The sequence below is a fragment of the Achromobacter ruhlandii genome (assembly GCF_002082135.1).
In the GTDB taxonomy this organism is placed as follows: Bacteria; Pseudomonadota; Gammaproteobacteria; order Burkholderiales; family Burkholderiaceae_B; genus Achromobacter; species Achromobacter ruhlandii.
Genome location: NZ_CP017433.1, coordinates 2947116 through 2961413 on the forward strand (window position 1 = coordinate 2947116; position 14298 = coordinate 2961413).

A 14298-nucleotide genomic window follows, 5' to 3' on the forward strand; every position below is an offset into this window, starting at 1 on the left:
GACATGAACAAGAACCTTTATCGCGTCGTGTTCAACCGGGCTGTGGGCCTGTTCCAGGTCGTCGCGGAGATTGCCCGGCGCGATGGGCCGGGCGCGAGCCGCGCATACGTCGCCGCCGCCGGCAGCAGGTTCCTTGCCACAGTAAGGCCCTTGCGCGTTGCGCTGGTGCTCGCGTTCGGCCAAGCCGTCATCGTGCCGCTGGCGAACGCCCAGGTCGTGGCCGACCCCGGCGCTCCCGGCAATCAGCGCCCGACAGTGCTGGAGGCCGCCAACGGCGTGCCCCTGGTGAACATCCAGACGCCGAGCGCCGCTGGCGTCTCGCGCAATACCTACAGGCAATTCGACGTCGACCAGCAGGGCGCCATCCTCAACAACGCGCGCGCCAACACGCAGACGCAGTTGGGCGGCTGGGTACAAGGCAACCCGTGGCTGGCGCGCGGCACCGCCCGCGTCATCCTCAACGAAGTGAACGCCAGCGACCCGAGCCGATTGCGCGGCTACGTGGAAGTGGCCGGCGACCGCGCGCAACTGGTCATCGCCAACCCGGCGGGCATTTCCTGCGACGGCTGCGGCTTCATCAACGCCGACCGCGCCACCCTCACCACCGGCAAGCCGATCCTCAACGGCGGATCGCTGGAAGGCTATCGCGTGGCAGGCGGCGCCATCCGGGTCGACGGCAAAGGCATGGACGCCAGCGCCGCCAACTATACGGACCTGATCGCCCGTTCCGTGGAGGCCAATGCCGGCATCTGGGCGCGGCAACTCCAGGTCACCACCGGGGCCAACGAGGTCAGCGCCGACCACGGCAAGGTGCAGAACACCGCCGCCAGCGGCGATGCGCCGGCCTTCGCGCTGGACGTCGGCGCGCTCGGCGGCATGTACAGCCAGAAAATCGTGTTGGTGGGCACCGAGCATGGTGTTGGCGTGCGCAACGCCGGCACGCTCGGCGCGCAGGCCGGTCAATTGATCGTTACCGCCGATGGCCGCCTGGAAAACAGCGGCACGATGCAGGCCAGGACCGACACCCGCATCGACGCGAGCGGCGGCCTTGCCAATGCCGGCACGGTCAGCGCCGGCCGCGAACTGGCGGTCAGCACGCCGAAGGACATCGACAACAGCAACGGCACGCTCAATGCACGGCGTATCGAGGCCAACGCCCAGTCGCTGAAGAACCGCGGCGGCGCCATCGAGCAGACCGGCACACAGGACATGGCGCTGCACGCCGCGCGGCTGAGCAATCGCGATGGAGGCCGTGTCGGGCTGGCGGCGGCCGATACCGGTGCCACGCCGGGCAGCGGCGGCAACACCGGCAACGGCAGCGGCACGGGCGCAGAATCGGGCGTAGAAGCGGGCGGCACCGGCCACGGCGGCCAGCCCGGCGCCGGCGTCGCGCCGCTGGCCAGCGGCGTGCTGAACATCGCGTCCGCGCTGGACAACGACGGCGGTCGCATCCTGGCCGGCGGCGATATCGACGTGACGGCCAGGGCAGGCCTCAACAACGATGGCGGCCATCTTGGCGCGCGGCGGCTCGACGTGAGCGGCGGCGACCTCGGCAACCGCAGGGGCGAATTCAAGGTCGCCGAGGCGCGCATCGCGGCGGGCCAACTCAACAACGATGCCGGCCTGATGCAGCTGGCCGGTCCCGTTGCCCTGAGCGCGCAGGACTTCTCCAACCGCGCCGGCATCTTCCAGCACAGCGACGAGGCCGACACCCACATCAAGGTCAAGGGGCAACTCGACAACAGCGAGGGCACCCTGGCCAGCAATGCGAAGCGCCTGACTCTGGACGCCGGCCAGTTGGTCAACACCGGTGGCCACATCACCCATGCCGGCGACGGTGGCCTGCAGGTCAATGCCGGCGCGTTCAGCGGCGTGGGCGGCGAGACGGCCACGGCCGGCGCCGCCACCCTGCGCCTGGGGGACGGCGACCATCGCAAGGCCACGCTCAGCGCCGCCCGGATCGACCTCGCTGCACTGTCATTCGACAACCGTGGCGGCAAGCTCTTCGCCGGCGCCAACCAGGCCAACCGCATCGACGTGGCCGGTATGTTCGATAACGGCAACGGGGGCACGCTCGCCAGCAATGCGGACCTGGACATTCGCGCCGGCGCCCTCCGCAATTCGGAGGGCGGCATCCTGGAAGTTGGCGACGGCCGCCTCGACATCCAGGCCCAAACGCTGCGCGGCGAGAACGCCACGATTGCCAGCCACTGCGCGTTGAGCCTGAAAGGCGAAACGACCGACCTGACCGGCGCCACCACGCGGGCCAAGGCCATCACCGTCAACACCGGCACGCTGACCACCGCCAAGGGCTCGCTCGTGGCCAGCGGCGGCCAGCCGCTGGAACTCACGGTCCGCGGCGCGATGGACAACCGCGACGGCACTATCGCCGGCAACGGCGCCGTGGATCTCCGCGCCAAGTCTCTCGACAATGCCCGCGGCACGGTATCGGCCGCCGGCACGGACGCGAGCCACTTCGTCGTCACTGACCGACTCGACAACACTGACGGCGCCTTGGCCGGTAACGGCGCGCTGGCGCTCCAGGCTGGCGCGCTCATCAATCGTGGCGGCACGGTGCGGGCGGCTGGCGATGCCGCGACCCGCATCGATGTGACGCGCATGCTGGACAACACCGGTGGCGCCCTGGTCGCGGCCGGCGGCGCCATCGTCACGGCGAGCGAAATGGCCAATCTGGGCGGCAAGGTGCAGACGTCCAGCGCCGCCGGCCTGGCCGTGTACATCGGCAGCACGCTGGACAACCGGCACGATGGCCTCGTTGCCAGCGCCGGCAAGGCCGATGTCAGCGCCGGCTCCTTGGACAACCGTGGCGGCGCGGTCAATGCCGCCGGCCCGTTGACCGCCATTGTTCGCGAGGCCGTGGACAACCGGGGCGGCAAGCTGGTCAGCGCCGAAGACCTCGCCGTCAGGGCGGGCACGCTGGTCAACCGTGACGCCGGCCTGATCGTCTCCACCGCCGGCAAGCTCGACGTGGATACCCAGGGCCGTATCGAGAACGCAGGCGGCACGCTGCAAGGCGGCGGCGATGTCCGCATGGCCGCGGCGGGGCTCGGCAATGCCGGTGGCACGGTGCTCGGGGCCAATGTCGAAGTCGATACCCGGCTGGGCTCGCTCGACAATGGCGGCGGCACCATCGCCAGCACCCGCGGCACACTCAGCGCGGACAGCGGCGTCCTGAACAACGCTGGCGGCCTGTTGCAGTCGGCGCAAGGGATGCGCGTGGACACCCACGGCCAGTCGCTGGCCAACACCGGCGCCGGCAACACGGGCGGCATGCTCAGCGGCGACGCGCTGGCGCTTGCCAGCGGCAGCCTGGACAATCGCGGCGGCATCGTGCACAGCCAGGGCGATGCCCTCATCCGTAGCGGCGGCATCGACAACACTGCCGGCCAGCTGGGCGGCAATGCCCATGTCGATATCGCTGGCGCCGCGCTCAGCAACGGTGGCGGCCGGGTCCGGGCAGGCCGGGACCTGAACGTCAACCTATCCGGCGTGGCGGAGAACAACGCTGGCCTGATGGCCGCCGGAGACGGGCTGACGGTCAGCGCCGCGCGGATTCTCAACCGCGACACGCAGGGCGCGGAGGCCAACAAGCCCCTCGGTTTGCAGGGCGACAGCGTGGCCCTGTCCGCCAACCGCGTCGACAACACCGCCGGCGCCATCGTCGCCGACACCCACGTCGGCATCCTTGGCGCGGGCATGGACAGCGTCCTGGACAACACGCGCGGCACCCTCACCGCCGGCGGCGGCATAGAGGTGGCGGTCAACCGGGCGCTCAACCCGCTCGGCACGCTGCTGGCGGGCAAGTCGCTCAGCGTCACCGCGGACAGCCTGGGCGGCGACGGCAGCCTGCTGTCCAAGGGAGATTCGAGCCTCATTCTCCAGCAGGACTTCACCAACCTCAAGGAAATCACCGTCAACGGCCGCGCGCGCATCAGCACCGCCGGCCTGCTGACCAACCGCGGCCTGCTTCGGGCGGGCGACCTCGAAGCGCGCGGCGCCAACGTCGACAACACCGCCACCGGCGAAATGAGCGCGGGCCGCGCCACGGTCGTTGCGCTCGACACCCTGACCAACCGTGGCCTCATCGACGGCGGCCAGGCCCGGATCGAGGCTGGCACGCTCGACAACGTCGGCACCGGCCGCATCCATGGCGACCGCCTGGCCATCAAGGGGGGCACGGTCAGCAACCGCGAGGAAGGCGGCCGCGCCGCCGTCATCGCCGCGCGCGGCCGGCTGGATATCGGCGCCAGCACGCTCGACAACCGCGAGCACGCCCTGATATTCAGCGCGGGCGGCGGCAGCGATGCCTTGAACATCGGCGGCATGCTGGACGCGGACACCCAGGCGGCTGGCCGCGCCAGTCTCATCCTCAACGACAGCGCCACCATCGAATCGCTGGGGGGGCTGACCATCGACAGCGCTCGCCTGCTTAATCGCAACCTGCATTTCCGCACGGAGCTGGCACGGATCAGCGGCCCGACCAGGTATTTGTACATCCAGCCTGAAGGCGATCCCGAAAAACACGATGCCAGCGAATACCGCTGGGAGCACTGGAGCCATGCCGATCGTTATCGCCACAGGGAAACCGGCGCGAAGATTCACGACTGGACCCAATACGACGTACAGCAGACCGAGTACCAAACGCAGGTGATCGAAAGCGCGCCGGCGCTCATCCGCGCGGGCGGCAATATGACCCTGCGCGGTGACGGGCTTGTCAACGACAAAAGCCGCATTGCCGCCGGCGGCACTCTGCAGGGCGATCTGGATCGCCTCGACAATGTAGCCGCCGTTGGCGAACACGTAATCCACCAGACCGGCACCAGCCAGTACACCTACTCAAGGTGGCGCGGTGGCGGAAGACGCTTCCACCAGCGCAAATGGCGCGGAAAGATTGCCTACGCCCCCGAAGACATTGCAACAACGTTCGACCTCAATGTTTCAAGCGTCGCGCAACACGCCGCAGGCGCAGGCAGCGGCTTGACGGTGACTGACCGCCGGGACCATCAGGTCGGCGGCGCCATCGAGAGCGGCCTCGTCCGTGCCACGGGCACTATCGGGCCTGGACAGATAACGGAAGTCCGGGCTGGCGTGAACAACGTCGACAGTCCCGCCACTGTCACGGGCCCACACGTCACAGACCTCAATGCTCCCGTCCCGGGCCCCACAACGGGGGTGACAGGTGCCAACAGCGACGCGGTGACGATCATTCGTACGGTCCAGATCGACACAGCCGCACCTGCCAACAGCCTGTTCCGCACTGGCCCCGACGCCGCCGGCTACCTCATCGAAACCGACCCGCGCTTCGCCGACTACCGCAACTGGCTCAGTTCCGACTACATGCTGTCCCAGCTCGGCCATGACCCGGCCGCGGTGCATAAGCGGCTGGGCGATGGCTTTTACGAACAGAAGCTGGTGCGCGACCAGATAGGCCAGTTGACGGGCCGCCGATTCCTCGCGAACTACGCCAGCGACGACGCGCAGTACCAGGCCTTGCTGGATGCAGGCGTCACCTACGCCAAGGAATGGAATCTGCGTCCCGGCGTGGCGCTCAGCGCCAGGCAGATGGCCCAGCTCACCAGCGATATCGTCTGGCTGGTCGAACGCGACGTGACGCTGGCCGACGGCAGTGTCACGCGCGCCCTGGTGCCGCAGGTCTACGTCCGCGTACAACCTGGCGACATCGACGGCAACGGCACCCTGCTGGCCGCCAGCGCCATCGATCTCAACCTGAAAGGCGATCTCGTTAATTCCGGCGCCATTGCGGGACGCGCGGTGGTCAATCTCAGCGGCGACAACCTGCGTATTCTCGGCGGCCGCATCACCGGCGATGCCGTGGCGCTCAGCGCCCGCGCCGACATCGACAGTATCGGCGGCACGCTGGATGCCGGTTCGACGCTGCGGCTCGGTGCCGGACGCGACCTCAACGTGGTCAGCACCACTCGCGGTGGCGCCACGCGGGCCGGACGCAGCGACTTCAGCCGGACCAACCTGGATCGCGTGGCCGGTCTCTACGTCACCAACCCGAATGGCCTCCTGCTGGCCTCGGCGGGGCGTGACGCCAAGCTGATCGCGGCCCGGGTCGGCAACCGCGGCAAGGAGGGTCAGACCGCCATGGTCGCCGGCCGGGACCTGGCGCTGGGCACCGTCACGATTGCCGAGCAGGAGAACAACGTACGCAATGCCAGCAACTATCTCAGGCAGGGTTACGAGCAGGATGTCGGCAGCACCATCACCACGGCCGGCGACGTGCGCCTGCAGGCTGGCCGCGATCTGAGTAGCACCGCGGGCGCTGTCACCAGCGAGCAGGGAGCCCTGATTGCCGTTGCGCGGGGCGACGTGAACATCCTGGCAGGCAAAGCGAACCGCAACTGGGCCGAAGGCCATCGCCATTCGTCCAAGAGCCTGCTGGGCTCCAGCACGAAGACGACCCGCGACAGCCTGGAAGAGACCACGGCGCTATCCAGCACCTTCAGCGGCAACACCGTCGCCATCCGGGGCGAGAACGTCACCATCACCGGCAGCAATGTCGTCTCCGATGCCGGCACGGCCATCGTGGCCAACAACAACCTGACCCTCCTGGCCGCCTCCGAAACCAGCCAGGAAAGCCACTTCAAGGAAAACCGGAAAAGCGGCTTCCTCTACAACGGAGGGCTCGCCTTCACCATCGGCAACCAGATGCAAAGCGGCGACCGCCGGGACGCCAGTACCCATGCGGCGGCCTCAACCGCGGGTTCCACGGCCGGCGACGTGACCCTGGTGGCGGGCGGCCACTACCAGCAGACCGGCAGCCATGTGCTGGCGCCCAAGGGCGGCATCGATATCCAGGCCAAGAAGGTCGATATCGTCGACGCGCGGGAAACCGGCAAGCGCGTGGAACAGAGCAAGTTCCGCCAGTCCGGCCTGACCGTGGCGATTTCCGCGCCGGTGTTGTCGGCCATTGAGACCGCCGGGCAGATGAAGCGCGCTGCCGGCCAGACGACTGACGGACGTATGCAGGTGTTGGCAGGCGCGGCCACGGGGCTGGCGGCCAAGAACGCCTACGATGCCGTCCAGGCCGACCCGCAATCGGCCGGCGGCGTCAATATCTCGATCACCGTTGGCGCCAGTAAAAGCGACAGCAAATCCACCGCCACCACCGATACGGCCGCCGGTTCAGCGGTGGCCGCTGGCGGCGATGTGCGCATCGGCGCCCGCGGCGGCCCGGATTCCAACCTGACCGTGCGCGGCAGCGGCATCCGCGCGGGCGGCGACGCGGTGCTCAAGGCCGATGGCGATATCAATCTGCTGGGGGCCAGGAACACCTTCGAAACCGACCGCAAGAGCAGCAGCGTCAGCGCGGGAGTCGGCGTGGCGATATCCGTGGGCCAAAACGGCCTGGCCTTCGGCGTGACCGCCAACGCCAGCGGGGCCAGGGGCCGGGGCGAGGGCAGGGACGTGACCTGGACCAATAGCCACGTCACTGCCGGCGAACGCCTGGCCCTGGAGTCCGGCGGCGACACCCGCCTGCGCGGCGCGGTCGCCAGCGGCAGGCAGGTGGTGGCCGACGCGGGCGGCAACCTCAGCATCGAGAGCCTGCAGGACACCAGTACCTTCAAGAGCAGCGACACCCAGATCGGCGGCAGCGTGACGGCGGGGGTGGGGTTCGCCGCCAGCGGCAGTTACGCCAGCAACAAGGTGGATGGCGATTTCGCCAGCGTCGTCGAGCAATCGCGCCTTGACGCGGGCGACGACGGCTTCACGGTCCGCGTCCAGGGCAACACCGACCTCAAGGGCGCGGCCATCGCCTCGTCCGAAGTGGCGGTGAAGCGGGGAGTGAACACCGTGACGACGGGCAGCCTGAGCGTCAGCGACATCGAGAACCGCAGCCGGTACAAGGCGACAGGGGTGAGCCTGTCGGGAGGCTTCAGCGTTGCCGGCGATGACAAGGCGTCCGCCGCGAAGAAAGAAGGCAGCGTTGGCAAGGAAGAAGGCAGCGCCAGCAAGGCGGTTGAGGCCGCGGCCAGCAATGTCGCGGGCAAAGGTGACGCCTGGTCGGCGCGGAACTTCGGCAACAGCGTCAGCGCCGGCGCGCCAGGCATGAGCGTGCGCAAGGGCAGTGAAAGCAGCGTGACGCACAGCGGCATCAGCGGCGCGGCTGTGACCCTCACCGACATGAACGCCCAGTGGGAACGCACCGGCAAGACCGCCGAGCAGGTGCTGGCCATGCTGGATCGAGGCGCGCGGGCGGGCGATGGGGCCGGCGGCCTGACGAAAAAATGGGACGCCGACAAGCTGCGCCGGCAAGTGCAGGCCGAAGCGGAAATCGTCGCGGCGTTCGGCCAGCAGGCCGGCGCCGCCATCGAACGCCATGCGGAACAGAAACGCGGGGAACTGCGCCAGCAGATCAAGGCCACGGAAGACCCCAAAAAGATCAAGGCGCTGCAGGCACAGATCAACGAGATCAACACGCAGGAGCGGCTGCTGAACGTGGCAGTGGGCGCGCTGGGCGGCTCGGGCGGCGTGGCGGCGCTGCAAGCGGGTTTGTCGGAGGCGGCCGACCGCATGCGGCGGTACACGATCGCGGACTCGGAGAAGTTCGCGGGGATTACCGATGGAGAGATGACGCTGGATAACAAGAGCGGGGAAAGTGCGGGTATTCGGGGCGATGGGTTTAAGACGGCGGGGGCACGGGTGGTGTTGGACACGCTATGTGGACCCACGAATGATCAGTGCAAAAGGCAGGTGGATTCCCATGGAAAGGAGATCCTGGATGAAAACGGCATTCCGAAACTTGAGTTGGATGGAAATGGGCGCGTCCAGTTTGATAGAAAAGCCGCAAAAATGACGATGGCCGAATTTCTCGAAACCAAAAAAGGCAAGGAAATGCCCGGCCCCACTGGCGGAAACCAAGGCGGACCGGGAACGCTTCTCGGTTTTGAGTATTCGCCTGGAGGAATTCTTGATCTTGCTCACGAGGCTTATGGCGGATCGCATGACTTCATTGGCGGCACCCTGAGCGGCTTCTACGACGAGCAGGGCAATGCCAGGCGTGGCCTGACGCCCTTGCAGAAAGGTATGTACGAAACCTGGACCGGCATTGCGCTGGTGCCCGCCACTCCTTTTGCGTTATCAGAAGCGCTGCCGCCCCAGGCATGGAAAGCGCTGGACATTTTGTTGAGGATGAAGCGATGAAAACGACGATAAGGCTATTTTTTGTCTCCGCTTTTTTGCTGTCGATGACTGGCTGCTTCTATATCAACAAAAGGGGGTATTTGTGCAGCATCACCGAGTCGCAAACCCTTTGTGACCCCGTGTTGAGCGCGTGGGTTGAGCACGTGGTCCTACCGATGGAGATGTATTGGCCGCTCAATGGCCAAACAGAGGAAGCCCGTTGGGTGGATTGGAAAGAGTGCGGTGGAGATAAAGACGGAAGCTACTATATTAAGGACGAGAGCAAGCTTACTGTTAATGATGAACGGTATCGTAGCGAGACAATGGCATTGCACGATGAGCTTAAACGCTGCATGCAGAAAAAGGGCTACCAGCTTGTTCCCCCGTGCCACCAACTAGAGGAATGCGGTCCACCGCCTCCCGCGCCAAACGGCGGATCGTGGCCAACATGGGCGTCGGACGTGTGGCCGCCGCAATCGCTGGGGGATCGCCCGCCGCCGCGGCATTTTACGCGTCGCGGCAAGGAACGCGTTGAGTAATGGCGCGTACCGGCAAGACTGCCGAACAGGTGCCGGTCATGCTGGATCGACGCGTGCGGGCGGGCGATGGGGTCGGCGGCCTGACGAAAAAATGGGACGCCGACAACTTGCGTCGGCAAGTGCAGACCGAAGCGGAAATCGTCGCGGCGTTCGGCCAGCAGGCCGGCGCCGCCATCGAACGCCATGCGGAACAGAAACGCGCGGAACTGCGCCAGCAGATCAAGGCCACGGAAGACCCTGAAAAGATCAAGGTGCTTCAGGCACAGATCAACGAGATCAATACGCAGGAGCGGCTGCTGAACGTGGCCGTGGGCGCGCTGGGCGGCTCGGGCGGCGTGGCGGCGCTGCAAGCAGGTTTGTCGGAGGCGGCGGACCGCATGCGGCGGTACACGATCGCGGACTCGGAGAAGTTCGCGGGGATTACCGATGGCGAGACGACGCTGGATAACAAGAGCGGGGAAAGTGCGGGTATTCGGGGCGATGGGTTCAAGACAGCGGGGACGCGGGTGGTGTTGGATATTTTGTGTGGATCTGCAAATAAACAGTGCAAGACTCAGCACGATGCCCACAACCAGCCCGTACTCGATGAAAACGGCATTCCAAAACTTGAGTTGGATGGAAACGGGCGCGTCCAGTTTTATCCAACCCAGGCCGGGATGACGATGGCCGCATTTCTCGAAACCGACCGGGGCAAGGAAATGCCCGGGCCCACTGGCGGGAACCGGGGCGGACCTGGAACGCTTCTCGGCTTTCCGTATTCGCCTGGGGGAATTCTTGATCTGGCGCACGAGGCTTATGGCGGCTCCCATGACTTCATTGGGGGCACCCTGAGCGGCTATTACGACGAGCAGGGTAATGCCCGGCGCGGCCTGACGCCTGCGCAGAATTTCATGTACGAAATCTGGACTGGCATTGCGCTCGTGCCCGCCACCCCGTTTGCGCTGTCTGAAGCCCTGCCTCCCCAGGCATGGAAAGCGCTGGAAATTTTGTTGAGGATGAAGCGATGAAAACAACGATTAGACTATTTTTTTCATTAGCTTTATTGCTCTTAGTGGCGGGCTGCTGCCTCACGCTTCCGCGATATATGTGCCGATCGCCCCAGGCACAAGCCTGGATTATGTACTTCGTCCTCCCGATGGAGTGGTATTGGCCGCTAAATGGCCAAACAGAGGAAACCCGGTGGGTGGATTGGAAAGAGTGCGGTGGAGATAAAAACGGGGGCTTCCATATTAAGGACGCGTACAAGCTTACTGTTAATGACGAACGGTATCGTAGGGAGTCAGAGGCATTGTCCGATGAGCTTAAACGCTGCATGCAGAAAAAGGGCTACCAGTTCGTTCCCCCGTGCCACCAACTAGAGAAATGCGGCCCACCGCCTCCTGCGTCAAACGGCAGATCGTGGCCAACATGGGCGTCGGACGTGTGGCCGCCGCAATCGCTGGGGGATCGCCCGCCGCCGCGGCATTTTACGCGTCGCGGCAAGGAACGCGTTGAGTAATGGCGCGTGCCGACAAGACCGCCGACCAAGTGCCGGCCGTGCTGAATCGAAGAGTGCCGCCGAGCGATGGCGCCGGCGGCCTCGCGACAAGGCCGCGCCCTCGGAGGGGAGGCTGCAAGCGCGCGCCGCGCCGCGGCCCTTTATCCGGGATTTTACTTCTGCGCCAGCATCTGGCCCTTGGCCGTATCGATGTAGCTGCGCGCGCCGAGATAGCGCTTGGACCAATACGGATTCTTCATCTCGTCCACGCGCACCTTGGCGCCTCGGCGCGGGGCGTGCACGAATTTGTCCTGGCCGATGTAGATGCCCACGTGCGAGGTGATGCCGCGCCCGCGGGTGGCGAAGAACACCAGGTCGCCGGGCTTGAGCTGTTTCTTGTTGTTGACCGTATCGCCCTGGGTGCGCTGCTGGCGCGCGGTGCGCGGCAGTTCCAGGCCGGCGATCTCGCGAAACACGTACAGCACCAGGCCGCTGCAGTCGAAGCCCTCGGCGGCGTCGTCGCCGCCCCAGCTGTAGGGCGTGCCGATGGCGGCCAGGCCGGCTTGCACCACGCGTTCGCGCAGGGTGGGCACGGTGGGTTCCTGCGCCAGGCTCAGGCCGGACAGGGTGGCGCGGGCTTGTTCGGAGGGGATGGACGCCTGGGCGGCGCCGGGTAACCAGGAGAACGTCAGGGCCAGCAGGGGCGCTGACAGCAAAGCGGGGAGGCGGAAAAAGGCAAAGCGGGCTTTTCGCGTAGGCGGCGTCATTACGTCACTTCAGGAATCGGAGTGGGCGGCATGGCTTTGTCCCGGGGGGACAAGCCGGCGGAAAGGGGGCAGGGGAGGCTTGAGCTTCACGAACTGCCATTGCATTGTAATGGAATAAAGTTTCATTACATTTGTAGTGCAATGCAGCATTCTCACGTCCCGCCCGTTACCTCATTCCGTCAGGAAAAGGTAACGGGCGCCAAGCGTGGGGCTTAGAAACTGCCGCGCAGGCCGACCATCACGGCGCGGCCGCCCTCGGGAGCGACGTCGCGCAGCACCGAGGTGGCATAGCGGATGTCCTGGTTGGTCAGGTTGATGCCGCGCACGTAGGCCTGCCATTGCACCGCCGCAACCTTGAAGCGGTAACCGGCGTTGGCGTCCAGGCTGTAGTAGCCGGCGGTGGCTGTGTCGTTGTCCGGGCGGCTGTGCTGGGCGAAGGCCTTGGATACGCTGACACCGGCGCTGTAAGGCCCATAGCCGTAGTCCAGCGCCACGCGCAGGCGCAGCGGCGGGATGCGCGGCAGCGAACGGCCGGTGTCGCTGTTGCGGGCCACGGTGTAGTCGCCCGACAGGCCCAGGTCCAGTTTGTGGCCGCCCGATTGCAGCACGCGCGTGCTGCTTTCGGCTTCCACGCCGTACAGGCGCGCGGACACGCCCTGGTAGCGGGCCTCGGGCAGGGCGCCGTCATCGCCGGCCGCGACCAGGTCGCCGTCATCGTTGCGGAAACGGCCGGTGTTCATTTCGGCCAGGTAGTTCGAGAAGCGGCTGTAGAACACGCCGATGCTGGCGCTGTCGGCGTCCTTCTTGTAGCGCAGCGACAGGTCGCCGGACCAGGCGCGTTCCTTGGCCAGATTCTGGTCGCCCACCAGGTATTGTCCGGTGGCGGCGTGCGGGCCATTGGCGTACAGCTCGTAGAAGGTGGGCGCGCGCTCGGTGTAGGCGGTGTTGGCGGCCACCGACCAGGCGCTGTCCAGCTTGTAGATGCCGCCCAGCGAGAGGCTGCCGGCGGTGAAGGTGCGGCGGTTGGAGCCATCGAAGCGCTCGTTGCCGCCGCCGCCCGGCGTCAGGCGGGTGTGGTCGGCGCGCGCGCCGGCGCTCAGCGTCAGGCGCTCGTTGATCTTCCATTCCTCCAGCGCGAACAAGGCGACGGAATCGGTGTCGGTGGTGGGCACCAGCGCTTCGTCGCCCAGCGCCGAGAAGCGTGTCTGGCCCAGTTGCAGGCCGACCACGCCGCGCAGCGGTCCAATGTCGGTGTGGCGGGCCTCGATGCGAGCCTCGTAGCCGCGGTTCTTGAAGATGGTGCCGGTTTCGCCGTCCTCGATTTCCTTGTGCTGGTAATCGGTGTAGGCGAAGTTCATCTTGACGCTGGTGAACAGGCCTTCCAGGTCGCGCAGCTCGCTGGCGAAGCCGAAGCGTTCCTGGCGCATCCTGATGCGCACGTCCGGCTCGGCCACCGAGCCGTAGTTCGAGTCGTAGCCGCTGTAGGACAGGCCGGCGTAGCCGCGCTCGCCGGTCCAGGACATGCCGAGCGCGCCGCCGCTGGCCTGGCCGTCGCTGTTGGGCAGGGTGCCGCGCGGCTGGTCCCGGTCGGGGCCGTCGATCGCGCGTTGCTGTGAAGTGCGGGCGTAGCCGGGAATGCGCAGGTCGCCGGTCTTGCGGCTGAAGGCGTCGGCGTGGATGGCGAAGTTGCCGTCGCCGCCTTCGAGCTGGATCGCGCCGTTGCGGTCGTTGTTGGCGCCGCCGTAGCTGCCGGCGACGTCGCCGTGGATGCCGTCGATGGGTTCGGTGGGGATGCGGTTGTCGATGGTGTTGACCACGCCGCCGATGGCGCTGCCGCCGTACAGCAGGGCGGCCGGGCCGCGCAGGATTTCGACGCGGTTGGTGGTCAGTGGGTCTTGCGGCACGGCGTGGTCGAACGACAGCGACGAGGCGTCGAGCGAACCGACGCCATTGTTGAGCAGGCGGATGCGGTCGCCGTCCATGCCGCGGATGATGGGACGGCCCACCATCGGGCCGTAGGTGGTGGTCGACACGCCGGGCAGGCCATTGAGCGTTTCGCCCAGATTCGAGGCGCGCCGCAGGTCCAGGCCGGTGCCTTGCACCACGGTGGATGGCGAGGCCAGCGCCTCGCTGCCCAGCGGGTTGGCGGTGATGATGACGGGAGACAGGGTGGGGGCGTCGGGGGCGGCGGCCTGGGCGCGTGCGGCTTGCGGCAGGGCGAGCAGGCAGGCGAGGGCGAGTGGGCTCAGGGAAAAGGCGCGCAGGGACGAACGCGTCCCCGCGTGGGAAGAAGCAAAAGACATGGTGGCAGTCCTGGTGGCCGCCCGGCGGGCGGCGCGGTTGA

At 66.7% G+C, this 14298-nt stretch carries 5 protein-coding genes; 3 read left to right on the forward strand and 2 right to left on the reverse strand.

The genetic code is table 11. From position 1 onward, the window contains the following. Window positions 1-3 precede the first annotated feature (3 nt). From AruCF_RS13305 to AruCF_RS13310, 3 genes are read left to right on the forward strand one after another with little or no spacing between them, the layout of a single operon-like run. Window positions 4-9192 (forward strand): two-partner secretion domain-containing protein, encoded by a 9189-nt coding sequence (locus AruCF_RS13305; RefSeq protein WP_083036771.1) that lies wholly within the window; start codon window positions 4-6, stop codon window positions 9190-9192. After that, window positions 9189-9710 carry a hypothetical protein gene (locus AruCF_RS29155; protein ID WP_144419127.1) on the forward strand — a complete coding sequence of 174 codons (522 nt, stop codon included), beginning with the start codon at window positions 9189-9191 and terminating at the stop codon, window positions 9708-9710. Before AruCF_RS13305 ends, AruCF_RS29155 begins: the two co-directional genes overlap by 4 nt. Then, window positions 9710-10717, forward strand: a complete 1008-nt coding sequence (locus AruCF_RS13310; RefSeq protein ID WP_049073506.1) for a hypothetical protein — start codon at window positions 9710-9712, stop codon at window positions 10715-10717. Before AruCF_RS29155 ends, AruCF_RS13310 begins: the two co-directional genes overlap by 1 nt. 643 nt (window positions 10718-11360) lie before the next feature. Here the strand turns inward: AruCF_RS13310 and AruCF_RS13315 are convergent. Beyond that, entirely contained in the window at window positions 11361-11954 is a 594-nt protein-coding gene (locus AruCF_RS13315) for a C40 family peptidase (protein ID WP_054416668.1), read from the reverse strand. Window positions 11955-12166: 212 nt separating this feature from the next. Further along, the gene (locus tag AruCF_RS13320; RefSeq protein WP_049073508.1) at window positions 12167-14257 is read right to left on the reverse strand and encodes a TonB-dependent receptor; all 2091 of its coding nucleotides are present in this window, start codon (window positions 14255-14257) and stop codon (window positions 12167-12169) included. Between the last annotated feature and the right edge of the window lie 41 nt (window positions 14258-14298).

What these genes read in the sequence shown, in the direction of transcription:
- AruCF_RS13305 (WP_083036771.1), top strand. Translation starts at nt 4, where the DNA reads ATGAACAAGAACCTTTATCGCGTCGTGTTCAACCGGGCTGTGGGCCTG.
- AruCF_RS29155 (WP_144419127.1), top strand. Translation starts at nt 9,189, where the DNA reads ATGAAAACGACGATAAGGCTATTTTTTGTCTCCGCTTTTTTGCTGTCG.
- AruCF_RS13310 (WP_049073506.1), top strand. Translation starts at nt 9,710, where the DNA reads ATGGCGCGTACCGGCAAGACTGCCGAACAGGTGCCGGTCATGCTGGAT.
- AruCF_RS13315 (WP_054416668.1), bottom strand. Translation starts at nt 11,954, where the DNA reads ATGACGCCGCCTACGCGAAAAGCCCGCTTTGCCTTTTTCCGCCTCCCC.
- AruCF_RS13320 (WP_049073508.1), bottom strand. Translation starts at nt 14,257, where the DNA reads ATGTCTTTTGCTTCTTCCCACGCGGGGACGCGTTCGTCCCTGCGCGCC.